Origin of the sequence: Paraburkholderia sp. BL18I3N2 (assembly GCF_003001875.1) — a bacterium.
Lineage (GTDB): Bacteria > Pseudomonadota > Gammaproteobacteria > Burkholderiales > Burkholderiaceae > Paraburkholderia > Paraburkholderia phytofirmans.
Map to the genome: position 1 here is coordinate 977,254 of NZ_PVNC01000001.1, position 21,860 is coordinate 999,113.

A 21,860-nucleotide genomic window follows, 5' to 3' on the forward strand; every position below is an offset into this window, starting at 1 on the left:
TTAAGAGCTTCCCATGAACATATCCAAATTCTTCATCGATCGACCGATCTTTGCCGGCGTGCTGTCGGTACTGATCCTGCTGGCGGGCATTATTTCGCTCTTCAAGCTGCCGATCTCGGAGTATCCGGAAGTCGTGCCGCCTTCGGTGGTGGTGCACGCGCAGTATCCGGGTGCGAATCCGAAGGTGATCGCCGAAGCGGTCGCCTCGCCGCTCGAAGAGCAGATCAACGGCGTCGAGAACATGCTGTACATGCAGTCGCAAGCGAATAGCGACGGCAATCTCACGCTCACGGTGACCTTCAAGCTCGGCACCAATCCGGACCTCGCGACGCAGCTCGTGCAGAACCGCGTGAACCAGGCGCTGCCGCGTCTGCCGGAAGACGTGCAACGCCTCGGCGTCACGACGATCAAAAGCTCGCCCACGCTGACCATGGTGGTGCATTTGATCTCGCCGAACAATCGCTACGACATGACGTATCTGCGCAATTACGCGCTGTTGAACGTCAAGGATCGGCTCGCGCGGATTCAGGGCGTCGGCGAAGTGCAGTTGTGGGGTTCGGGCGACTACGCGATGCGCGTCTGGCTCGATCCGCAGAAAGTGTCGCAACGCGGCCTGACGGCGACCGAGGTGGTCAACGCGATCCGCGAGCAGAACATCCAGGTGGCGGCCGGTGTGATCGGCGCATCGCCTTCGGTGCCGGGCACGCAATTGCAGTTGTCGGTGAATGCGCGTGGCCGTCTGAAGACCGAGGGCGAATTCGGCGACATCATCGTCAAGACCACGCCGGACGGTGGCGTGACCTACCTGAAAGATATTGCGCGGATCGAACTCGCGGCGTCGGAATACGGACTGCGTTCGCTGCTCGACAACAAGCCGGCGGTGGCGCTCGCCATCAACCAGGCGCCGGGCGCGAACTCGCTCGCGATTTCCGATCAGGTGCGTGCCGCGATGAAGGAACTCGCGGAAGACATGCCCGCCGGCGTGGAATACAAGATTGTCTACGACCCGACGCAGTTCGTGCGGTCGAGTATCGAGGCGGTCGTGCATACGCTGCTCGAAGCAATCGCGCTGGTGGTGATCGTCGTGATCGTGTTCCTGCAGACGTGGCGCGCTTCGATCATTCCGTTGATCGCGGTGCCGGTGTCGATCGTCGGGACGTTCTCGTTGCTGCTCGCGTTCGGTTTCTCGATCAACGCTTTGTCATTGTTCGGCATGGTGCTCGCCATCGGGATCGTGGTGGACGATGCGATCGTGGTGGTGGAGAACGTCGAGCGGAACATCGAAAACGGGCTGAGTGCGCGCGACGCGACCTATAAGGCCATGCAGGAAGTGAGCGGGCCGATTATCGCTATCGCGCTGACGCTCGTCGCCGTGTTCGTGCCGCTCGCGTTCATGACTGGTTTGACGGGCCAGTTCTACAAGCAGTTTGCGATGACCATCGCGATCTCGACGGTGATCTCGGCGTTCAACTCGCTGACCCTGTCGCCGGCGTTGTCCGCGATGCTCTTGCGCAGCCATGGCGCGAAGGAAGACTTCCTGACGCGTGTGATGAATCGCGTGCTGGGCGGTTTTTTCAAGCGTTTCAACAAGGTCTTTCATCGCGGTTCGACGGAATATGGCCGCGGCGTGACCGGCGTGCTGCGCCGTAAGGGCGCAATGCTGGCGGTCTACGCGATTCTGCTGGGCGCGACCGTGCTGATCTCGCGCGTGGTGCCGGGCGGCTTCGTGCCGGCGCAGGACAAGGAGTACCTGATTGCGTTCGCGCAATTGCCGAACGGCGCGTCGCTGGATCGCACGGAGAAGGTGATTCGCGACATGAGCTCGATTGCGCTGAAGCAGCCGGGCGTGGAGAGCGCGGTGGCGTTCCCGGGTCTGTCGGTGAACGGTTTTACGAATAGCTCCAGCGCGGGCATCGTGTTCGTCACGCTTAAGCCCTTCAAGGATCGCGGTAACAAGAAGCTTTCGGCCGGTGCGATTGCCGGTGCGCTGAATCAGCAATACGGTGCGATCAAGGATTCGTTCGTCGCGGTGTTTCCGCCGCCACCCGTGCTCGGTCTCGGCACGCTCGGCGGCTTCAAGATGCAGTTGGAGGATCACGGCGCGCTCGGTTACGCGGAGTTGAACAAGGCTGCGGAGGCGTTCGTGAAGAAGGCCGCGCAGACGCCTGAACTCGGCCCGACCTTCTCGAGCTATCAGATCAACGTGCCGCAGTTGAACGTGGATCTCGATCGTGTGAAGGCCAAGCAGCTCGGCGTGCCGGTCACGGACGTGTTCAACACGATGCAGATTTATCTCGGCTCGCTGTATGTGAACGACTTCAACCGCTTTGGCCGCGTGTATCAGGTGCGGGTGCAGGCGGACGCACCGTTCCGTCAGCGCGCCGACGACATCCTGCAACTGAAGACGCGCAATGCCGCGGGCGACATGGTGCCGTTGTCGTCGCTAGTGACGGTGACGCCGACCTTCGGTCCGGAAATGGTGGTGCGTTACAACGGCTATACGGCTGCCGACATCAACGGCGGACCCGCGCCGGGCTTCTCGTCGGGCCAGGCGCAAGCCGCGGCCGAGCGCGTGGCGGCGGAAGTTTTGCCGCACGGTGTGAAGCTGGAGTGGACCGACCTGACGTATCAGCAGATTCTGGCGGGCAACGCAGGCTTGTGGGTGTTCCCGATCAGCGTGCTGCTCGTGTTCCTTGTGCTCGCCGCACTGTATGAAAGCCTGACGCTGCCGCTCGCGGTGATCCTGATCGTGCCGATGAGCGTGCTGTCCGCGCTGACCGGCGTGTGGCTCACTGGCGGCGACAACAACATCTTCACGCAGATCGGTTTGATGGTGCTGGTGGGCTTGTCGGCGAAGAACGCGATTTTGATCGTCGAGTTCGCTCGCGAACTGGAGCATGACGGGCATACGCCGCTGTCGGCGGCGATCGAGGCGAGCCGCCTGCGTCTGCGGCCGATTCTGATGACGTCGATCGCGTTCATCATGGGCGTGGTGCCGCTGGTGTTGTCGAGCGGAGCCGGTTCGGAGATGCGTCATGCGATGGGTATCGCGGTGTTCTTCGGCATGCTCGGCGTCACGTTGTTCGGTCTGATGCTGACCCCTGTGTTCTATGTGGTGCTGCGTACGCTGGCGGGCGGAACGATTCACGTCGCGCAGAAAGATTCGCCGCACTATGGCGCGCCGGTGACGGACGCTTGAGGAGAAAACAATAATGAAACGCTTTGAATCTTTGAGCGGGTGGGGCCGGGCGGCTGCCAGCGGTTTGCTGGTCGCGTTGCTCGCCGCCTGCTCGTTGGAGCCCACGTATAAGCGGCCGGAGGTGGATGCGCCGGCTGCGTTCAAGGAAGCGCCTGCGGCATCGGCTACGTCGGTTGCGTCTGCGCCTTCGTCTGCGTCGGGTGTATCGGCGCAGGACAACGGCACGTGGAAACAGGCCCAGCCCGCCGACGACGCACATCGCGGCGAATGGTGGACGATATTCGGCGACCCGCAACTCAATGCACTCGAAGAGCAGGCTTCCGCCGCGAATCAGGACCTGAAGGCCGCCGCGGCGCGCGTGCAGCAGGCGCGTGCGGTGACGCAGGCAGCGAAGTCGGACTGGTTCCCGAAGATCGATGCAGGCTTCGGCCCGACGCGCCAGCGTGCTTCTGCGGCGTCGCAATTTCAGCCGGATAGCGTGGGCGGCACCACCGCCACCATCTGGCGTGCGCAAACCACCGCGTCCTACGAAGCGGATCTGTTCGGGCGGGTCGGCTCGAACGTGAACGCGTCGCGTTCGGACGAACAGCAAAGCGAAGCGCTGTTCCGTTCGGTGCAATTGTCCTTGCAGGCAGACGTCGCGCAGAACTACTTCCAGTTGCGCGAGCTCGATACGGATCAGGACTTGTACCGTCGTACGGTGGCGTTGCGTGAGGACACGCTGAAGCTGGTCGAGCGGCGCTTCAAGGAAGGCGATATCGGCGAACTGGATGTATCGCGGGCCCGCAACGAACTGGCGAGTGCGCGTGCGGACGCCGTGGGCGTGGCGCGTCAACGCGCGGCATCGGAACATAGCCTCGCGATTCTGCTCGGCAAGCCGCCGGCGGATTTCTCGTTCGCGGAAGCGCCGCTGGCTCCGGTGACGGTGCGCGTGCCGGCGGGCTTGCCTTCGGATTTGCTGGAACGCCGGCCGGATATTTCGGCGGCGGAGCGCGCGATGCAGGCGGCGAATGCGCGTATCGGCCTTGCGAAGTCGGCGTTCTTCCCGAAACTCGATATCACCGGCGGGGCCGGCTTCGAATCGGCGACGCTCGGCGATCTGTTCAAGTGGTCGAGCCGTGCGTTCATTCTCGGGCCGTTTGCCGGCACGGCGTTGACGCTGCCGTTGTTCGACGGCGGCCGCCGCAAGGCGAACCTCGCGCAAGCCCGTTCGAAGTATGACGAGGACGTGGCGCAGTATCGTCAGCAGGTGCTGGTGGCGTTCCGTGAGGTGGAGGACAACCTGTCCGATTTGCGTTTGCTCGACGACCAGATGCGCGAGCAGAACGATGCGGTTCAGGCCTCGCAACGGGCGGCGCATCTGTCGCGCACGCAGTACACGGAGGGTGCGGTCAGCTACCTGGACGTGATCGACGGCGAGCGGCAGGTGCTGACTTCGCAACTGCAGGCAAGCCATCTGTCGGGCACGCAGGCGGTGGCGACCGTCAATCTGATTCGCGCGTTGGGCGGTGGCTGGGGTGATGTGAAAGCGGCGGATACGGCGGTGGGTGCGGTTGCGCCGGCATCCGCGCCGGTGGCGGCGGCCGCTGCTGTGCAACAGGTTGCGAAGCAGTAATTCGTCGAATCAGAGACGAGTGGTAGACGCCGGGTCGCGCGGAAGCGCGGCCCGGCGTTTTTCGTTAACCGCATCCACGTGGAGAAAGGGGGAAACGGTGCAATGCGATCGCGTTGCAAATATTTCACATATTGCGTTTATTGCGTTTAGAGGGAGGATTGACTTATACTCGAGGGTAATCTGGAGTCGAACATGACCACCGCCACACCCGATCGCATCATCTTGTCGGACGACGACGCAACTATCCTGTCCGCCGCGAGCCGCCTGATGGGCGCTGCTCTCGACCATTCGCGTGCGAACAGCGTGGCGTTAGTGGAAGAAGGCGTAAACGGCGATATCGCCCGTATCGAGGTTCCACCCGCCACGCTACGGGTGCTCTCGCGTGTGCTGGCCATGATGGCCAGTGAGCAGGTGTTCGTTCTCTATCCTGCCGACACCGAATTGACCACCAAGCAGGCGGCGGATTTGCTCGGCGTGTCGCGGCCATTTTTGATCGCTCGCCTTGAAGCTGGTGAACTGCCTTTTCGCAAGGTTGGGCGGCATCGCCGCATGCTGATGGACGACGTGATGCGCTACAAGGAAACCATGCGTGCAACACGCAAGAGCGCCCTGGACGAGATCGTGGCGGACAGCGAATCGATAGGCGGATACGATCTGTAATGCTGTCGGTTGATCGCTTTACCGTCGTGCTGGATGCGTGTTCGCTATTTCCCATGGTGGTCCGCGACGTATTGCTGACTTTCGCCGATCACGAGTTCTATGCGCCGAAGTGGTCGGCGCGCATTCACGAAGAATGGACCCGCAATCTCGCCGCCCGTTTCGCGGACAAAAGCGCGGCTAACGACGCCGCGCCGAAGATCGCTGCGATTCGCAACGCGATGGACCGAACGTTTCCCGACGCGCTGGTCACACAGGTACTTCCGGATTCCGGCGAAATTATCGACGTCGACGAGAAAGACCGGCATGTCGTCATGACGGCGGTCGCGGCTCGCGCGGATGCGATCGTCACCTTCAACCTGAAGGACTTTGCAGCGGAACAACTGGAGTCCTGCCTGCGTATCGAAGTGAAGCATCCTGATGTTTTCATCCTCGATCTGATCGATCTGAATGAGAAGCGCGCGTTGGCTGCGTTCAGGGATTTGCGAGCCCGTAAGCGTCGACCGCCGTGGTCCGTGGACGAAATGCTGGACCGGCTCATACGCGCTGGTCTGGTTCAAACCAGCGCGTGGTTGTCGAGCGCGGACGTGCTGCCGCTGCTATAACTTCGGATCTGGCCATCGCGCGCGTCATGCCCAAATCATTTTTCCCGCTTTCCTTACAAAAATCCCTTCGTAGACCGCCGCTTTGCCGCCCACTATGATGAGTCGCACCTCATCTGGAGAGAGGCGATGACCTGTCCGACCTTCCGCTGTCCGCGCTGACCGCATTGCGCGTCCTGTCGCTGCCACGCGCGGTTTAAGCCGCACGTAGTGGATTTTCCGTTGCCCGACCTATCCGGCAAGCCTGATTGCGTCTCAAAGCTGATCCCTTCGTAGACGCCTCAAAGCATGCCGCGGGATCGGCTCGCCTTATCAAACCACGCCCGAAACTGACGAGTTCACCATGCGCATTTTTCTGTCCACCGTGCAGCGCTTTTTCCACACGCCGGCTGTCTCGCTCATCAGCGCGTTCGGTCTCGCGCTCGCGTTGCAGGCCGCGCCCGCTTCGGCGGCCGACTCGCCCACGCTGAAGATCGGCACCGCAACCAGTCCGCAAATCGAAGCGCTCAAAATTGCCGCGGGCGAAGCGAAAGAGCAAGGCCTCGACGTGAAGATCATCGAGTTCACGGACTGGAACACGCCGAACGCGGCGCTCGCCAACAAGGACATCGACGTCAACTACTTCCAGCACATTCCGTTTCTCGAGAATGCGAAGAAGCAAGGCGGCTATAACTTCGTCGCAATCGCGCCGGGCACGATCATGAAGATCGGTCTGTACTCGAAGAAGATCAAACGCTTCGACGAATTGAAAGACGGCGCCACGGTCGCGATCGCCAACGACCCGGTCAACGGCGGACGCGGTTTGCTGTTGCTGCAGCGCGCCGGCCTCATCAAGCTGAAGCCGGGCATCGACTATCGCGCGACGACGCTCGACATCATCGACAACCCGAAGCATCTGAAGATCGTGCAGCTGGAAGCATCGCAACTGGCGCGTTCGCTCGACGACGTCGATCTCGCACAGGGTTACCCGAGTTTCATCAAGCTCGCCGGCACCACCGATCCGAATAGCGCGCTGCTGTTCGACGGCCTGGACAACAAGAACTACGCGATTCAATGGGTCGTGCGTCCGGAAAGTGCGAACGATCCGCGTATCCGCAAGTTCATTGCGATCTATCAGCATTCGCCGGCAGTGCGCGCCGCGCTCGACAAAGCCTTCGGCAATCTCTACGCCGTCGCGTGGTAACCCGCGCGCTTAGCCGAAACTGGAAAGCCCAAGGAGCCGCACGATGGCGAAGAAAAAGATCCTGCTGAACGCGTTCAACATGAATGCGGTCGGCCACATCAATCACGGGTTGTGGACGCACCCACGCGACCGTTCGGCGCATTACACCGACCTCGACTATTGGACGAATCTTGCGCAAACGCTGGAACGCGGCAAGTTCGACGGGATCTTTCTCGCGGATATCGTCGGCGTGTACGACGTTTATCAAGGTGGCCCGGAGACGCCGCTGCGCGAATCGGTGCAGATTCCGATCAACGATCCATCGCTGATCGTGCCCGCGATGGCGCACGTGACCAAACACATCGGCTTCGGCGTCACGTCGAATCTGACTTACGAGCCGCCGTATCTGTTCGCGCGTCGCATGTCGACGCTGGATCATTTGACCAAAGGCCGGGTGGGCTGGAACATCGTGACGGGCTATCTGGACAGCGCGGCGCGCGGCATGGGCCTCGCGCAGCAGATCAGCCACGACGACCGCTACGACCGCGCCGACGATTACATGGACGTGGTCTACAAGCTGTGGGAGCAGAGCTGGGAAGACGACGCGGTGGTGCGCGACCGCGCGGCGCGCATCTTCTCGCATCCGGACAAGGTGCATCGCGTGAAGCACGACGGTCCGTACTATTCGATCGACGCGATTCATCTCAGCGAGCCGTCGCCGCAACGCACGCCGGTGTTGTACCAGGCGGGATCGTCCAGCCGCGGCGTCGATTTCGCGGCACGTCACGCGGAATGCGTGTTCGTCGGCGGCCAGAACAAGCAATTGACGCGCTCTATTGTCGACGACATCCGTGCGCGCGCGGTGAGCTTTGGCCGCGCGCCGGACGACATCAAGATCTTCGCGGGCATCACCGTTGTAGTCGGCGAAACCGAACGGGCCGCGCAGGAGAAATTCGAGGAATACCGCCGTTATGCGAGCGCCGAAGGCGGCATCGCGCATTTCTCCAGTTCGACCGGCATCGACTTCTCGCAATACGAACTGGACGAACCGATCTCCTACGTGAAGACCGAGTCGATGCAATCGGCCGTCGAGGCGATTTCGAAAAAGAGCGTAAGCGGTGTGTGGACCAAACGCAAAGTGCTCGAACAGATGACGCTCGGCGGCCGCGCCAAGCCGGTGGTCGGCTCGCCGCAGCAGATCGCGGACGAACTGGTGTCGTGGATCGAGGAAGCGGGCGTCGACGGCTTCAATCTGACGCGCACGGTGATGCCTGAATCGTTCGAAGATTTTGTGAATCTGGTGGTGCCGGAATTGCAGAATCGCGGCGTCTACAAGGAAGATTACGATCCCGCGCCGACGCTGCGCGAGAAACTGTTCGGCGGCGGGCGTGCCCGGCTGCCGGACGTGCATGTGGGCGCGCAGCATCGCCGGCGCGTGCAGGCCGCTGCGCCGGTCGCGGCGGAAGCGTAGAAAAAGAGGAGCAAAACCATGACCAATCTTTTCGACGTGCCGCAATTCATCGAAGACGCGCCGTCTCTCGCCGTCAATCCTGATTCGCATGCAACAGCGACGCAGCCCGCCGTGATATTCGACGACGTCGGCAAAGTGTTCGCCGACGCCCGCGGCGTGTCGACCGAGGCGCTCGCCAACGTCACGTTGAATGTGGCACGTGGTGAAGTGTTCGGCATTATCGGCCGCAGCGGAGCCGGCAAGTCGACGCTGTTGCGGCTCGTCAACGGTCTGGAAAAACCGAGTTCGGGCGCGGTGCGCGTGAATGGCGTGAGTGTCGGCGAACTCGACGAGCGCGGACTCGTGGCATTGCGCCGGCGCATCGGCATGGTGTTTCAGCACTTCAATCTGCTTTCGGCGAAGACAGTGCGCGAGAACATTGCGTTGCCACTGAAAATTGCCGGCGTGCCGAAAGCGGCGATCGACAAGGAAGTCGATGCGCTACTGGAATTAGTGGGTCTGTCCGCCAAACGCGACGCGTATCCGGCGAGCTTGTCCGGCGGCCAGAAACAGCGCGTCGGCATTGCGCGCGCGTTGGTCACCGACCCGGACATTCTGCTGTGCGACGAGGCCACCTCCGCACTGGATCCCGAAACGACGCAAGCCATTCTCGCGCTGCTGCGCGATATCAATCAACGTCTGAATTTGACGATCGTATTGATCACGCACGAAATGCAGGTGATTCGCGAGGTCTGCGATACGGTTGCGGTGATTGAGCGCGGCGAAGTGGTGGAGACCGGTGCCGTGTGGCGCGTGTTTGGCGATCCGCAACATGATGCGACGCGCGCGTTGTTGCGCACGTTGGTGCATGACTTGCCGATTGATCTCGCGCAACGGATCAAGCCGCTGCACGACATCGCGCAAGCGGACGCGCAGATTCTGCTGGACGTGCGTTTCACCGGCGTCGATGGGCGTGAGCCCGATCTCGGTGGTCTTGCGTCGGCGTTGAGTGTCGATGGCGGCCGGGTGAGTTTCGTGCATGGCGGCATCGACCGGATTCAGGGGCATGCGCAAGGGCGCCTCGTGGTGTCGGCGCAAGTGCGCGCGGACGATGGCAACACAGTGCAGAAGCAGATCGCGGCGCTGCTCGACAGCGCGCGTCGCTATGCCAATCATGTCGAGGTATTGGGCTATGTCTGAGTTGTGGCTTTCCGAACTCGCCGACGCGATTCGCGACACCATCGTCATGGTCGGCGTGTCCGCATTCTTCGCGGCGCTAATCGGCATTCCTCTGGCGCTGGTGCTGGTCACGACGACGCGCGGCGGCATCTTTGAAAAGCGCGCGGTGAACAGCGCGCTCGGCGCGCTCGTCAACGCGTTCCGTTCCACGCCCTTCATCATTCTGCTGGTAGCGTTGCTGCCGCTCACGCGTTTGCTGATCGGCACGACGATCGGCGTATGGGCCGCGATCGTGCCGCTGAGTATCGCGGCGATTCCGTTTTTTGCGCGTGTGGCCGAAGTGAGCCTGCGCGAAGTGGACCGCGGTTTGATCGAAGCCGCACAGGCCATGGGCGCGCAGCGCCGCCACATCATCTGGCATGTGCTGTTGCCCGAGGCGCTGCCGGGCATTCTCGGCGGCTTCACGATTACCGTGGTGGCGATGATCGGTTCCTCGGCGATGGCGGGCGCGGTCGGCGCCGGCGGCCTTGGCGATCTGGCGATCCGTTACGGCTACCAGCGTTTCGACACGACGGTGATGGTGACAGTGATCGTGCTGCTGATCGCGATCGTCACGGCGGTGCAGTTCGTCGGCGACCGGTTCGTGCGGCGGCTTGCGCAACGGGTGTGATCGTATTGACCGTGAGGCCGCTATTTGCATGAAGAAATAGCGGCTCACATTTGCCGCGCGCGAATCGCCGCCTATCATGCTAGCTACGGCATCGAGCTCAGCCGTAGGCGCTCCGTCTGGCGCCGCTCGCCGAACAATTCTTCAAGTGGAAACTGCATGAACGATCCTCGTCACGCCGATGCGTTGCAAACGCCTCGGGCATTCGCTGCGTCCGAGGTGCGCGATCTCGCGGGTTTGCTCGACGCGCTGCGCGCCAGTGCCGCACAGCGCGATATCGACGGCGGCCACGCCGCGCAGGAAAAACAATGGATCGCCGACGCGGGGCTGCTCACGCTCGCGGTGCCGCGCGAATTCGGCGGCCTCGGCGCGCGCTGGCCCGACATCTATGAGACGATCCGCAAGATCGCGCAAGTGGACAGCGCGCTCGCGCATTTGCTGGGCTTCACCTGTCTGCAGGTGGTCAGCGTCAATGTATGGGGCAATCCGGAACAACGTGCCCGCTATCTGAGCGGCACCGTCGAAGGACGATGGTGGTGGGGCAACGCCGTCAATCCGCTCGACACCCGGCTCGTTGCAAGCGCAACCGATGACGGCGGCTATCTGCTCGACGGCCAGAAGGGCTTCTGCTCCGGCACACGCGGCTCGCAGATGATGACGGTCTCCGCGCACGATCCGCTCACCGGCAAACCGGTCTTCGGCGTCGTGCCGACGACGCGTGAAGGCATCACCGTTCACGAAGACTGGAACCCGATCGGCCAGCGGCAGACCGACAGCGGCAGTGTGTCCTTCACGCGGGTCAAGGTCGAACCCGATGAAGTGATGGTGCGACCCGACACACCGTATGCAAGTTTGCGCACGCTGATCTCGCAGCAGGTGCTGACCAATCTGTTCGTGGGCATTGCCCAGGGCGCGCTCGACGAAGCGCGCGCCTACGTCACGCGGAACGGCAAGGCGTGGATCTATTCCGGCGTCGACAAGGCCACTGACGATCCCTACCTGATCCAGCGTTTCGGCGAAATGCGGCTGCAGGCGGTGAGCGCCGAAGCGCTGGCGACGCGTGCGGCCTGGCTGCTGGAAGACGCATGGCAACAAGGTTCGTCGCTTTGCGCGGAAACCCGCGCGCAGGTTGCGCTCGCCACGTCGGAGGCGAAAATCGTCGCGCATCGCGCCGCGCTCGACGTCAGCGAAAAACTGTTCGACGTCTGTGGCGCCCGCGCGACGCACGCGCCGCTCGCGCTCGATCGTTTCTGGCGCAATGCCCGCGTGCATACGCTGCATGATCCGCTCGACTATCGCGTGCGCGACGTCGGCCGATACGCGCTGACCGGCGCGTTGCCGGAAGTTTCTTTGTACACTTGAGGCGGTTCGCGGCGGCCCGCACGAGGCGCCGCGTTTTATCCCCTTCGAGAGATTTCCGGATTGCAGTTCAAACTACCGACCACCGCAACGGCGCCGTTTTGCCCATCCGAAGTGCAAGGCTCAGTGGCGGTCTCGCCGGGCGCGCCTTTCTGGAAGAAGATCCTGCAATTCGCGGGCCCCGGCCTGCTGATCTCGATCGGCTATATGGACCCGGGCAACTGGGCCACTGACATCGAAGCCGGATCGCGCTATGGCTACAGTCTGCTGTTCGTCGTCATGCTGTCGAGTCTTGCGGCGATGGCGCTGCAATGCCTGAGCATGCGCCTCGGCATCGCGACCGGACGCGATCTCGCGACGTTGTCGAGAGATCGTTATTCGCCGGCAGTGGCGCGCTTTCAATGGCTGCTCGCGGAGCTGTCGATCGTGGCCTGCGATCTGGCCGAAGTGCTCGGCGGCGCGCTCGCCTTCCATCTGCTATTTAAATGTTCGCTGACCACCGGCGTCCTGCTGACTGCGTTCGATACGCTGATCGTGCTCGGCCTGAAGGGCAAGAATTTCCGCGATCTCGAAGCGATCATGCTCGGCTTGATCGCGACCATCGGCGTGGGATACATCATCGAGCTCGCGCTGGTGCAGCCGCATTGGCCGTCGGTCGCGCAGGGGCTGATTCCGTCGTGGCAGGCTTTGAGCTCGCGCGAACCCATGTATCTGGCGATCGGCATTCTCGGCGCGACGGTCATGCCGCATAACCTCTATCTGCATTCGTCGATCGTGCAGACGCGCGCAGTGAAGCGCGACCCCGCCAGCATCCGCTCGGCGATCGGCATGTCGCGCATCGACACGATCGGCTCGCTGGTGTTCGCGCTATTGATCAACATGGCGATCCTGATTCTTGCCGCCGCGGCGTTCCATGCCACCGGCCACAATCAGGTCACCGATATCGAAGACGCTTACAAGCTGCTCGCGCCGATCGTCGGCACCGGCTTCGCAGCGGTGTTGTTCGCGGTGACCCTGCTCGCCTCGGGACAAAGCTCGACCTTCACCGGCACCGTGGCGGGGCAGGTCATCATGGAAGGCTTCCTGAAGCTGAAGATTCCATGCTGGCAGCGGCGCTTCATCACTCGGGCGCTGGCCTTGATCCCCGCCCTGATCGGCGTGCAGATGATGGGTAACGGTGCGGTCGGCAAGCTGCTGGTCGCAAGCCAGGTCGTGCTGAGCCTGCAATTGCCGTTCGCGCTTTATCCGCTGATCCGCATGACCAGCGACCGTGCATTGATGGGTGAATTCGCCAACACGCTGCTGACGCGGTTCGTTTCGTGGACGCTGTTCGTGGTGATCAGCGCGGCGAACCTGTGGCTGGTGGTGCAGACGGTGGGACTGGCCGGCTGATCTGGCTTTTCGCCGTGCGCCTTATGCAGGCGACGGCGCGAATGGGACGAAAAAAAGTCCGCTCGCAGGCGGACTTTCTAATCAAGGCTTCGGTTCGAATCGGGCTGGACCTGCCCTCATCGAGTCAGCGGCGCTCCACTCAGGCAGCTTGCGCGATCTGTGCTGCTTCGAGCGCTTCCTGTCGGGCGGCCGCGGCTTTCTTGGTCTTGCCGGCACGCGACGGCGGCTGGCAGGCGCCACACACCACGTTGTGCTGCAGATCGTGTTTGTGCGCCACGAACTTGCCGGTGCAACGGCAACATTTGGTCAATTGCAGAATGTCGGCGTCGAAGAAACGCACCAGCGTCCACGCACGCGTCAAGTCCAGCACGGGTTCGGTTTCGCTGTGCTGGCAATGTTCCAGATACAGCCGATACCCTTTGGTCAGCGCGTCCAGATGCGAGCAGCGCGCTTCGTTCTTCAGAAACAGGTACGTGTTGTAGAACAGCGACGCGTGGATGTTCGCGAGCCACGTCATGTACCAGTCCGCCGAAAACGGCAGCATGCCCTTGGGCGGCGACACGCCCTTGACCTCGCGATACAGGCGGATCATGCGGTCGCGCGAGAGCGTCAATTCACTCTCGAGCACTTGCATGCGTGCGCCCAGTTCGATCAGTGCAATGGCGCGGAATACTTCCTGTGCGTCTTCCGTCAGGCTACGCTTGAGCATCGCAGTCACCTCGATTAAGCGAACTGTTCAGCCGGCTGGCCTGCAAGCAGGATCGCCGCGTGAGTCGGTGCCACTGCGGTGTGCTTCGTCGTTTGCGTCAACGCCGACAACATCGAGTGGTCGTTGAAGCGGAAGAAGCACAAAAGCTGATCGGAAGCGGCCAGCTTGACGATCTGCGCGAGCGACAGCCCGGCAAGCAAATCAGCCAGTTCCGACGACAGTCCCAGCCGGAACATGCCGACCGGTTTGTCCTCACGCAACATACGTTGCGCAAGCATGATGTAAGACAAGTTAATCTCGCGGATAGAATCCAGCGTCTCGCTGCTACGGTCCATTTCTGTTTTTTCCGAAGCCCCGAATTACTATGTCGGCATTTTTTGCCGTTATGTCTTTTGTGCCTCGCCGGAAACGTTGTCCTCCGGCTACGGGTCACCACCTGATACAGATAGCGACCTTTTGATACATCGCGTTACATTTCGTAACAGCTTGGGACGAATTGTATGAAGGGTAAAACAAGAAATCAATCCCTTCTCAAAAAATATCTCAAAAAGATACATCAAATTTCGGTAACTCTTTCACAGTCGTGTAATAGACGATGCAAGGCGGATTTTCCGCTATCGGGGACGTTTGTCTGATCCATGGAAACCCTTGTATTACGGGTGTTTTGCTAGTTTGTCTGAGGAAAGCAGATGGGGCGGTTGCGAATCGGTAATTCCCGCCTGGCTCGGAAAGGAAATAGAAAGCGAGTGCGATATAAAGTAATAAATACCGGTATTAGGCACTGCAATGGGGACGCAACAGAGGTGTAACAGCTTGGTGCGGCCCCGGTTACAAACTAGGCCGCATTTGTAACGTCCTACGTAACATCTAGCAGCCGGTGGATCGAACGCATTCGACTTCGAGGCCGAAGGCCGGCCGCAGGCGCGTGCCCAGTACGTTTCCGGCGAAAGCAGCGGCCAGCCACAGCCAGCCGTGCAAGCTGCCTGACACGATGCCGCTGAAGTAGGCGCCGATGTTACAACCGTAGGCTAGGCGGGCTCCGTAGCCCAGCATCAGGCCGCCGACCACTGCCGCGATCAGCGAGCGCGCCGGCACTTTCCACACGGGCGCGTAACGTCCGGCCAGCGCGGCGGCTGACATTGCGCCCAGGATGATGCCGATATCCATCACCGAGGTGACGTCATGTGTAACAGGGGCGGCGAGGGAGTTCGCATTGGCGTGAGCGGCCCAATACGGCCAATCGGCCACATCGATGCCGAGCACGGCAAAGAGCTTGGCGCCCCAGAGCGCGAACGCGGACGTCACGCCCCACGGACGCCCCGAGAGTGCCAGCGTCGCGAAGTTGAGCGGAGCCAGCGCGATCGCACCGACAAACAGCGGCCACGGACCATGCAGCCACGGCGACGTATGCGGCTGGCGCGGCGGTTCGTTGACCAGTTGGCCGTGACGGCGCCGTTCGATCAGAACGGTGAGTGCCGCGATGGCGGCGAACACGACCAGGTTCAGCGCGATGGCCCAGCCCGCGCCGAGTGCGGTCACCATCGAGAGCGGTTTGAGCGACGGCAATGCGGTCCAGAACGGCATGTGCGCGGTTGCCACGACCGAGCCGATAACGAACGCCGCCAGCGTAACGATCATGCGGGTGCTGCCGCCACCCACGGTGTACAACGTGCCGGACGCACAGCCGCCGCCCAGTTGCATGCCGATGCCGAACATGAAGGCCCCGACCAGTACTGACGTGCCCGCCGGCGCGACAAGTCCGACCACCGGATGGCCGAACAGCGTGCCGGCTTGCAGTGCCGGGAAGAAGAGCAACACGCCGAGCGCGAGCATCAGCATCTGGGCGCGCAGGCCGGCGCCGCGGCCGTCGGCGATAAAAACCCGCCATGCCGAAGTGAAGCCGAACGCCGCGTGGTACAGCGACATGCCGAGCAGCGCGCCGACGAGATAGAGCGCCGCCTGGCGGCCGCTGACGGTCTGCGCCAGATAAACCGCGCCGAGCGCGATAAGAACGAGCGCGGCGCTGAGCGGTTTCGGATTGATATCGAAACGGCGCGGCACGCGCGGAAGCGAAGTGGAGAGGTCGGACATGTGTGAGTTGACTGACAAGCGATGGGTCGAGAGCAACCTGAGGGCGGTTGGAGAACCATTTTCGGGGCGGCTGTGGCGACAAGGCAGTCAAAAAAGTAGCACGGATCGCGTGCTGCGGCACGGTGGTTGAATGAGGGTGACGGGGCGCGACGTTCGCCGCGCCAGTATCTATTGGATAAACAGCGCCATTAGATCCGCATCATGGAACACGCCGCCGACATTCAGCGCGCCGACCTCGCAGCCAAATTTGCGAAAGCCAAGCGACTCATACAGTTTCCGCGCCGCTTCGTTACGGCTGCCGACGTGCAACTGGATTTGCCGCAAACCCTCCACGCGCGAGGCCCGCGCCAGCAATTCGTTGAGTAGCGCGCGCCCGACGCCGCGACCCGCCGCTTCCGGCGCGACGTACATGCCGATCAGGGCGGCTTTATGCCGCTGCTTGTCGCTCGGATTGCGGATCAGGCCGACCACGCCGATCAACGGCGTTCCGGCCGATGCGTAAGCGCCGAGCAGAAAATCGCCTTCCGCCGCACGTGAGCCCTTCAGCATCGAGTCGTGTTGTGACGGACCTTTGGCGAGCGCTTCCTCGTAACTCTGGCCGAACGAATCCGGATGCGCCCTCAGTCCACGCAGGCGAAGCCGGAAATAGTCGTCGCGGTCGTCGGGACCGAGTTGGCGTACGAGTACGGCGTTGTCGTTCAAGTGCATTTCTCCGCGTCAATCTGGCGAGTGAAAGGACATGGGTTTAACGCGGCAGTGTGCCTCGTCTTCCACCATCAGGCTAAGGTTCGCGGGCCGCCTCGGCGCGCTGGCTCTCGCCGAATTCGCGCAGTGCGGCCGCAGTTTGCTGATCGGCCGGAAAGAACGCTTCGATGGCGAGCTCGGAGAGCGTCACGTCGATCGGTGTGCCGAAGACCGTGGTCGTGCTGAAAAACGACAGCACGCCGATCGGCGTGCGCAGCCGCAGCGGCACCGCGATCTGATTGACGGCGGCATTGTCGTGGCCGCCCGCTTCCGCGTTCGGCGGCGCCGGGTAGGCGGCCAGTTCGTCGCGCAGCGCGCTCAGTGTGCTGTCGCCACTCACGTCGATTTGCCGCTGCAGCCGAGCCAGAATGTGCTCGCGCCAGGCGTGCCAATTGACGATCGACGCCGCAATGCCCTCCGGATGCAAGCTCAGGCGCAGCGCATTGACCGGCGGCTTCAGCAGTTCCGGACTGGCGCCGGTCAGCAGAGGCGCGAGCGCGTTGTTCGCGGCAATGATGGTCCAGTGCCGGTCGATGGCGAGCGCCGGGTAGGGCTCGTGTCCCTTCAGCACCAACTCGACGGCCTCGCGCGCGGCGGCCAGTTGCGGATCCGATAGCGGACGCTCGCGGAACAGCGGCGCATAACCGGCCGCGACCAGCAGTGCATTGCGTGCGCGCAGCGGTACGTCGAGCCGTTCGGCAAGATGCATGACCATTTCCCGGCTCGGCACCGCGCGACCCGATTCGACGAAGCTCAGATGCCGGGTCGAAATATCGGCTTCGGCTGCGAGCAGCAACTGGCTCATTCTTCGCCGCTGGCGCCATTCACGCAGCAGATCGCCGACCGTGCGGCTGGCCGCCGATGCATGCGACGGGACGGTTTGCGCAAGAGAGAGTGTGTTCATGCCACCGATGATAGTCAAACCGCGCTAGCCATCCATTACCTGAGAGGTAATGGAATACCCCGGAATACGCCCGGCCAGGCCTACGAAACCCCGGAAACAGTCCTGACCGCCCAGCTCATCCAACATGCTGACGGGCCCTGTGAAGTCGCCACAAGCGGCAATGCGACTCAGGCTGCCGCCACGCCTTCCGGCACCACGTTGAGTCTGACGCCGAGCGCGCGCAGCAGCTTGAGCACCGTGTCCATACGCGGCTTGGATCCGGGCGCGAGCGTTTTGTACAGGCTTTCGCGCCCGAGTCCGGCGTCTGCCGCAACCTTGGCGATGCCGCGCGCTTTGGCGATGTCGGCGATGGCGGCAAGCAGCACGTCGGAGTCGCCGTCTTCAAGCGCTGCGTTGAGATACTCAGCAATCGCTTCCTCGCTATCGAGGTAGTCCGACGCGTCGAACCGCGCGGTTTTGATTTTGCTCATGACAGTTCCTTTCTGATTGCTGCCCACATTGTTTTGGCATGCTTGATATCAGCCGGCTGGGCGGCCTTGGCGCCACCACAGAGAAGCAGATACACCATGCGCCCTTCACGCGCGAAATAGACCCGATAGCCCGGGCCGCAGTCGATGCGCATCTCGGATACACCGTCTTCCAGCAATTTCACGTCGCCGAAATGCCCACGTTCCGCACGCCGGATCCGCACGAGTATTTTTGCCCTCGCTCGTAAATCCGCGAGCCGTGCAAGCCATGCGTCGAATTGCTCGGTGCGGTTGACTTCGTACACAGGCGGTGAACTGATCTGCTGAGCAGTGTATCCTTGTGGATACGATCTTGCAAGTGTGAAAACCATATTGAAAAAGGCCCCCCGTGTCCGTGATTGTCGAGTACGTCGTGTGCCGCGCGCGAGCGCCGCGCGGCCCCCATTCGCCACACGAGGTTAGCGGCTGCCAGCGCGGCTGACGACTCGGCCGGATGGCCAATCCGACGAACTACGAAACGCGAGGATGCTTACCTCGCACGTAATCGACGCAGCGCGCCCGAGCCGTCAATCTTCACTCCGAGCCCGCCGCATACAACGAGTCTGCCGAGCGTAGTGCTCAGTCCTGCCAATCAAGGAGTCTGGAGATGAACGCGCATACCGATCTGATCGACCGTTATTTCGACGCATGGAACGAAACCGATGGCGCGCGCCGTCGCGAGTTGATCGCCGCGACTTGGAGCGCCGACGCCGACTATCGCGACCCGCTGCTGGCGGGCGCGGGCCACGCCGGCATCGACGCGATGATTCGCGCGGTGCACGAGCGCTTCCCGCATCACACGTTTCGCCGTACGGGCCAGGTCGACGGCTTCGCCGACCGGCTGCGTTTCTCGTGGGAGCTGACCACGCCCGCGGGCGACGCGATCGTGAAGGGATCCGACTTCGGCGTGATCGATCCGCATGGACGCTTGCAGACCGTCACCGGCTTCCTCGACCAGGTGCCCGGCGGCGTCTGACCACCCCTTTTTTACGGAGACGATCATGCACGAGCCCGCTGCCGCCACGACGCCCCAATCGGCCATCACGTTGGCGCGCCTGTCGGGCGCACTCGACTCGCTGTCCGGCGTGATCGCCGGCTTCGCGCTGCTCGCTGGAGCGCGCGCGTTCATGTTCATCGCGCTGCTGGGCTGGCGCGAGCCGGTGTTGGGCGGCGCGGGCCTCGTGCTGCTGGCGGTGGTCGGCTGGTTGCGCTGCCAGTGCGGTGAGGGCGTGACTGTGCCGGCCACGCAGCGCGTTCTCCCGACCCACCGCTCCAGCAACGCGACGCCCAGCCGCCTCGCGCCACCCTCGACGAATGCCCGCGACGTTGCTTGCTACAATCGTCCGCTGGAATGCGATCCGTCGCGCGGACACGCGCTCGCCGAGCCGGGCGCCCGCCGCGTCGGCCCGACCCGAACGCGAGCATGAGCCACTCGCTTCGCGCGACCCGATAACCCACGTCCAAACCTCGGCGGTCAAAACCGCCAACCGGACCACAAGGAGACACCGTGCTGAAGAATCTGGACCCGCTGCTGAATGCCGACATCCTGCATGCACTGCGCGCGATGGGCCATGGCGACGAACTCGTCATCTGCGACGCCAATTTCCCCGGCGATTCGGTTGCGCGTGAGAGCGTGCTGGGCAAAGTGCTCCGCCTCGACGGCGTGAGCTCGCCGCGCGCGATTCGCGCGGTGCTGTCGGTGATGCCGCTGGACACATTCATCGAGCATCCCGCGTCGCGCATGGAAGTGGTGGGCGAGCCGCACACCATTCCGGCCGTGCAGCGCGAGGCGCAGGCTGAGATCAACGCCGCGGAAGGGCGCGACGTGCCGTTCGCGTCGATCGAACGGTTTGCGTTTTATGAACGGGCGCGCAAAGCGTATTGTGTGATCGCGACCGGTGAAGAGCGCGGCTATGGTTGCTTCGTCTTCACCAAGGGCGTTCTGCTCGCGCCGGACGCGCCTCAGTCGTAACCTTCGCCAACTCCATTGCGGCGCGAAGCCATAAGCGCAACGCGCCGGTCGCCGCACGCGGATCTCGCGCACGTGCTAGTTTTTCGTCTGGCCGCTGACGGCGGATCGAGCCGATCCGTCGCGGCGCATCGCCCTACATCACGGTGACGAAAACCATGAGCTTCTCGATAGACACTCTCGATCATCTCGTTCTGAACGTCGCCGACGTGGAAGTCAGCGCGGCGTGGTACGCACGTATGCTCGGCATGCGGCGCGCCGAGTTCGAGTCGCGCACCGGCACGCGGGTGGCGATGTTCTACGGCAATCAGAAGATCAATCTGCGTCCCGTAACCGCCGACACCGTCGCGTGGTTCACCGGCCGCGAGCCGGTGCCCGGCAGCGCCGATCTGTGCTTCGTCACGACCGCGGGCCCGGCCGAGGTCAAGGCGCATTGGCTTGCGCAAGGCGTTGAAATCGAGGCCGGTCCGGTGGAGCGCGACGGCGCGCGCGGCAAGATGACTTCGGTGTATTGCCGCGATCCGGACGGCAATCTGATCGAAGTCGCAACGTATCCTCACGCATAAGCACGGCGGCAATTCCGCCATCGGCACTCGCCGTGGCCGCTACCGGGCGGCCCGCTCGGACGTTTTTCCATTCCCGGCATGCGGCGCGTCCCGCGCTGCTCATCCTTGTCCGTGCTAGGAAAAGGCGGGCAAAAGCCCTGTTGTCAGGTGCAAAGTGGGGAACTGCGGGCTGCTGGCCGGGTCTGCTGCTTATTCATTTACTGGAGTCCCTCATGTCGCGTCCCGTCGATTCCGGCGTTATCCTCATCGCTCGTATTGCGCTTGCTGTGCTGTTCCTGTGGGGCGGTGTGATGAAGCTGCTGGGCTACGCGGGCTTTGTCGGCTACCTGCATTCGAAGGGCGTGCCGTTCGTGCAGATCGCCGCACCGATCGCAACGGCGGTCGAGGCGCTCGGTGGCCTGTTGCTGATCGTCGGCTTCAAGGTGCGGCCGCTCGCGCTGATCATGGCGGTGTACACGGTGGCGACGGCAGTGCTGGGCCACGATTTCTGGAATGTCACCGACGCCGCCTTGCAACGCGACATGGTGATCCATTTCTGGAAGAACATCGGCATTGCCGGCGGTTTCCTGCTGCTGTTCGTGACGGGCGCGGGCCGTATCAGCATCGACGGAGCGCGAGCGCCGCGCGGCGGACTCGGGCTTTGACGCGGCAGTTGAGGTAGTCTGTGCGAGTCGCTTTCGATTCTGGCCGTAACCAAGGGAGCAAATAATGATTCAGAGTTTTGAGCAAATCATTGGCGGCAAGGCCACGCAGTTGTGCGCGAGTCTTGGTGAGGGGCCCACGCCGCATCGGGTGATCATCAGCCTGGCTGATTCGGCGAAGACGCTGGTGGTTCTGGATGCGTCCGGGTTCATCAGCACGATCAAGGCCGAAATCGAGGAACCGGAGAAACTGATCGCCGACGCCATCGCCAAAGCGCAAAACGAAGGGCTGATCGAGCGCGCCATCGACACCGGCACGATTCAGGAAGCTTCGCTGTAAGCCGGGAGGCGGCGTGGCGAACTAGCCAGTTGCCGTCGAACCACCCGTCACCACCCCCGCCATGCGCAAGCATCGCGGGGGTCGTTTTTTGTGCACACGATCCCGACA

General features: G+C 62.6%; 23 protein-coding genes. 16 read left to right on the top strand and 7 right to left on the bottom strand.

The genetic code is table 11. The annotated features are described in order from the left end of the window. Positions 1 to 13 precede the first annotated feature (13 nt). The 10 genes from B0G75_RS04475 (at position 14) to B0G75_RS04520 (ending at position 13,282) form a co-directional block, all read left to right on the top strand. Entirely contained in the window at positions 14 to 3,199 is a 3,186-nt protein-coding gene (locus tag B0G75_RS04475; protein ID WP_106300964.1) for an efflux RND transporter permease subunit, read from the top strand. Positions 3,200 to 3,212: 13 nt separating this feature from the next. Beyond that, positions 3,213 to 4,814 carry an efflux transporter outer membrane subunit gene (locus B0G75_RS04480; protein ID WP_106300967.1) on the top strand — a complete coding sequence of 534 codons (1,602 nt, stop codon included), beginning with the start codon at positions 3,213 to 3,215 and terminating at the stop codon, positions 4,812 to 4,814. A gap of 192 nt (positions 4,815 to 5,006) precedes the next feature. Further along, complete coding sequence (locus B0G75_RS04485; RefSeq protein WP_106300970.1) at positions 5,007 to 5,474, top strand: helix-turn-helix domain-containing protein; 468 nt, start codon at positions 5,007 to 5,009, stop codon at positions 5,472 to 5,474. Next, positions 5,474 to 6,076 (top strand): PIN domain-containing protein, encoded by a 603-nt coding sequence (locus B0G75_RS04490; RefSeq protein WP_106300973.1) that lies wholly within the window; start codon positions 5,474 to 5,476, stop codon positions 6,074 to 6,076. Before B0G75_RS04485 ends, B0G75_RS04490 begins: the two co-directional genes overlap by 1 nt. Before the next feature lie 340 nt (positions 6,077 to 6,416). Beyond that, positions 6,417 to 7,256 carry a MetQ/NlpA family ABC transporter substrate-binding protein gene (locus B0G75_RS04495; RefSeq protein ID WP_106300976.1) on the top strand — a complete coding sequence of 280 codons (840 nt, stop codon included), beginning with the start codon at positions 6,417 to 6,419 and terminating at the stop codon, positions 7,254 to 7,256. Between the two features lie 43 nt (positions 7,257 to 7,299). Next, positions 7,300 to 8,706 carry an LLM class flavin-dependent oxidoreductase gene (locus B0G75_RS04500; RefSeq protein WP_106300979.1) on the top strand — a complete coding sequence of 469 codons (1,407 nt, stop codon included), beginning with the start codon at positions 7,300 to 7,302 and terminating at the stop codon, positions 8,704 to 8,706. Between the two features lie 18 nt (positions 8,707 to 8,724). Beyond that, positions 8,725 to 9,885, top strand: a complete 1,161-nt coding sequence (locus B0G75_RS04505; protein WP_106300982.1) for a methionine ABC transporter ATP-binding protein — start codon at positions 8,725 to 8,727, stop codon at positions 9,883 to 9,885. Beyond that, positions 9,878 to 10,534 (top strand): methionine ABC transporter permease, encoded by a 657-nt coding sequence (locus tag B0G75_RS04510; RefSeq protein WP_106300985.1) that lies wholly within the window; start codon positions 9,878 to 9,880, stop codon positions 10,532 to 10,534. The genes B0G75_RS04505 and B0G75_RS04510 overlap by 8 nt, the downstream gene beginning before the upstream one ends. Before the next feature lie 156 nt (positions 10,535 to 10,690). Then, the gene (locus B0G75_RS04515) at positions 10,691 to 11,893 is read left to right on the top strand and encodes an acyl-CoA dehydrogenase family protein (RefSeq protein WP_181309160.1); all 1,203 of its coding nucleotides are present in this window, start codon (positions 10,691 to 10,693) and stop codon (positions 11,891 to 11,893) included. 60 nt (positions 11,894 to 11,953) lie between these two features. Further along, positions 11,954 to 13,282 carry an Nramp family divalent metal transporter gene (locus B0G75_RS04520; protein WP_106300988.1) on the top strand — a complete coding sequence of 443 codons (1,329 nt, stop codon included), beginning with the start codon at positions 11,954 to 11,956 and terminating at the stop codon, positions 13,280 to 13,282. 139 nt (positions 13,283 to 13,421) lie between these two features. Here the strand turns inward: B0G75_RS04520 and flhC are convergent, their stop codons facing one another. From flhC to B0G75_RS04555, 7 genes are all read right to left on the bottom strand, one after another. Continuing rightward, positions 13,422 to 13,991: a flagellar transcriptional regulator FlhC gene (flhC, locus tag B0G75_RS04525; RefSeq protein ID WP_007177883.1), complete on the bottom strand. Its 570-nt coding sequence runs from the start codon at positions 13,989 to 13,991 to the stop codon at positions 13,422 to 13,424. 14 nt (positions 13,992 to 14,005) lie between these two features. After that, positions 14,006 to 14,326 (bottom strand): flagellar transcriptional regulator FlhD, encoded by a 321-nt coding sequence (gene flhD, locus B0G75_RS04530; RefSeq protein ID WP_007177882.1) that lies wholly within the window; start codon positions 14,324 to 14,326, stop codon positions 14,006 to 14,008. Positions 14,327 to 14,858: 532 nt separating this feature from the next. Beyond that, the gene (locus B0G75_RS04535) at positions 14,859 to 16,082 is read right to left on the bottom strand and encodes a YeeE/YedE family protein (RefSeq protein ID WP_106300991.1); all 1,224 of its coding nucleotides are present in this window, start codon (positions 16,080 to 16,082) and stop codon (positions 14,859 to 14,861) included. Positions 16,083 to 16,250: 168 nt separating this feature from the next. After that, positions 16,251 to 16,790 carry a GNAT family N-acetyltransferase gene (locus B0G75_RS04540; protein WP_106300994.1) on the bottom strand — a complete coding sequence of 180 codons (540 nt, stop codon included), beginning with the start codon at positions 16,788 to 16,790 and terminating at the stop codon, positions 16,251 to 16,253. A gap of 73 nt (positions 16,791 to 16,863) precedes the next feature. Then, a complete protein-coding gene (locus B0G75_RS04545) occupies positions 16,864 to 17,730 on the bottom strand; it encodes a helix-turn-helix domain-containing protein (protein ID WP_106300997.1) in 867 nt (288 codons plus the stop codon). 167 nt (positions 17,731 to 17,897) lie between these two features. Beyond that, positions 17,898 to 18,200: an addiction module antidote protein gene (locus B0G75_RS04550; protein WP_106301000.1), complete on the bottom strand. Its 303-nt coding sequence runs from the start codon at positions 18,198 to 18,200 to the stop codon at positions 17,898 to 17,900. Beyond that, on the bottom strand, positions 18,197 to 18,568 hold the full coding sequence (locus tag B0G75_RS04555) for a type II toxin-antitoxin system RelE/ParE family toxin (RefSeq protein ID WP_106301003.1): 372 nt from the start codon (positions 18,566 to 18,568) through the stop codon (positions 18,197 to 18,199). The genes B0G75_RS04550 and B0G75_RS04555 overlap by 4 nt, the downstream gene beginning before the upstream one ends. 275 nt (positions 18,569 to 18,843) lie before the next feature. Here B0G75_RS04555 and B0G75_RS04560 point away from each other — a divergent pair, with 275 nt between their 5' ends. The 6 genes from B0G75_RS04560 to B0G75_RS04585 all read left to right on the top strand — a co-directional run bounded on the left by B0G75_RS04560 (position 18,844) and on the right by B0G75_RS04585 (position 21,752). Further along, on the top strand, positions 18,844 to 19,212 hold the full coding sequence (locus B0G75_RS04560; protein ID WP_106301006.1) for a nuclear transport factor 2 family protein: 369 nt from the start codon (positions 18,844 to 18,846) through the stop codon (positions 19,210 to 19,212). A gap of 25 nt (positions 19,213 to 19,237) precedes the next feature. After that, complete coding sequence (locus tag B0G75_RS04565; RefSeq protein WP_106301009.1) at positions 19,238 to 19,663, top strand: hypothetical protein; 426 nt, start codon at positions 19,238 to 19,240, stop codon at positions 19,661 to 19,663. Positions 19,664 to 19,743: 80 nt separating this feature from the next. Then, on the top strand, positions 19,744 to 20,208 hold the full coding sequence (locus tag B0G75_RS04570; protein ID WP_106301012.1) for an RbsD/FucU family protein: 465 nt from the start codon (positions 19,744 to 19,746) through the stop codon (positions 20,206 to 20,208). Between the two features lie 155 nt (positions 20,209 to 20,363). Continuing rightward, positions 20,364 to 20,771, top strand: a complete 408-nt coding sequence (locus tag B0G75_RS04575; RefSeq protein WP_106301909.1) for a VOC family protein — start codon at positions 20,364 to 20,366, stop codon at positions 20,769 to 20,771. 212 nt (positions 20,772 to 20,983) lie between these two features. Next, positions 20,984 to 21,415, top strand: a complete 432-nt coding sequence (locus B0G75_RS04580; protein WP_106301015.1) for a DoxX family protein — start codon at positions 20,984 to 20,986, stop codon at positions 21,413 to 21,415. Between the two features lie 64 nt (positions 21,416 to 21,479). Next, positions 21,480 to 21,752 carry a hypothetical protein gene (locus B0G75_RS04585; protein ID WP_012426442.1) on the top strand — a complete coding sequence of 91 codons (273 nt, stop codon included), beginning with the start codon at positions 21,480 to 21,482 and terminating at the stop codon, positions 21,750 to 21,752. The last annotated feature ends 108 nt before the right edge of the window (positions 21,753 to 21,860 follow it).

Excerpts from the sequence above, each read along its gene's own strand:
- flhD (WP_007177882.1), bottom strand. The coding sequence starts at position 14,326 with ATGGACCGTAGCAGCGAGACGCTGGATTCTATCCGCGAGATTAACTTG.
- B0G75_RS04535 (WP_106300991.1), bottom strand. The coding sequence starts at position 16,082 with ATGTCCGACCTCTCCACTTCGCTTCCGCGCGTGCCGCGCCGTTTCGAT.
- B0G75_RS04560 (WP_106301006.1), top strand. The coding sequence starts at position 18,844 with ATGAACGCGCATACCGATCTGATCGACCGTTATTTCGACGCATGGAAC.
- B0G75_RS04505 (WP_106300982.1), top strand. The coding sequence starts at position 8,725 with ATGACCAATCTTTTCGACGTGCCGCAATTCATCGAAGACGCGCCGTCT.
- B0G75_RS04565 (WP_106301009.1), top strand. The coding sequence starts at position 19,238 with ATGCACGAGCCCGCTGCCGCCACGACGCCCCAATCGGCCATCACGTTG.
- B0G75_RS04490 (WP_106300973.1), top strand. The coding sequence starts at position 5,474 with ATGCTGTCGGTTGATCGCTTTACCGTCGTGCTGGATGCGTGTTCGCTA.
- B0G75_RS04540 (WP_106300994.1), bottom strand. The coding sequence starts at position 16,790 with ATGCACTTGAACGACAACGCCGTACTCGTACGCCAACTCGGTCCCGAC.
- B0G75_RS04485 (WP_106300970.1), top strand. The coding sequence starts at position 5,007 with ATGACCACCGCCACACCCGATCGCATCATCTTGTCGGACGACGACGCA.
- B0G75_RS04500 (WP_106300979.1), top strand. The coding sequence starts at position 7,300 with ATGGCGAAGAAAAAGATCCTGCTGAACGCGTTCAACATGAATGCGGTC.
- B0G75_RS04480 (WP_106300967.1), top strand. The coding sequence starts at position 3,213 with ATGAAACGCTTTGAATCTTTGAGCGGGTGGGGCCGGGCGGCTGCCAGC.
- B0G75_RS04515 (WP_181309160.1), top strand. The coding sequence starts at position 10,691 with ATGAACGATCCTCGTCACGCCGATGCGTTGCAAACGCCTCGGGCATTC.
- B0G75_RS04510 (WP_106300985.1), top strand. The coding sequence starts at position 9,878 with ATGTCTGAGTTGTGGCTTTCCGAACTCGCCGACGCGATTCGCGACACC.
- B0G75_RS04580 (WP_106301015.1), top strand. The coding sequence starts at position 20,984 with ATGTCGCGTCCCGTCGATTCCGGCGTTATCCTCATCGCTCGTATTGCG.
- B0G75_RS04550 (WP_106301000.1), bottom strand. The coding sequence starts at position 18,200 with ATGAGCAAAATCAAAACCGCGCGGTTCGACGCGTCGGACTACCTCGAT.
- B0G75_RS04555 (WP_106301003.1), bottom strand. The coding sequence starts at position 18,568 with ATGGTTTTCACACTTGCAAGATCGTATCCACAAGGATACACTGCTCAG.
- B0G75_RS04545 (WP_106300997.1), bottom strand. The coding sequence starts at position 17,730 with ATGAACACACTCTCTCTTGCGCAAACCGTCCCGTCGCATGCATCGGCG.
- B0G75_RS04585 (WP_012426442.1), top strand. The coding sequence starts at position 21,480 with ATGATTCAGAGTTTTGAGCAAATCATTGGCGGCAAGGCCACGCAGTTG.
- B0G75_RS04575 (WP_106301909.1), top strand. The coding sequence starts at position 20,364 with ATGAGCTTCTCGATAGACACTCTCGATCATCTCGTTCTGAACGTCGCC.
- flhC (WP_007177883.1), bottom strand. The coding sequence starts at position 13,991 with ATGCTCAAGCGTAGCCTGACGGAAGACGCACAGGAAGTATTCCGCGCC.
- B0G75_RS04495 (WP_106300976.1), top strand. The coding sequence starts at position 6,417 with ATGCGCATTTTTCTGTCCACCGTGCAGCGCTTTTTCCACACGCCGGCT.
- B0G75_RS04475 (WP_106300964.1), top strand. The coding sequence starts at position 14 with ATGAACATATCCAAATTCTTCATCGATCGACCGATCTTTGCCGGCGTG.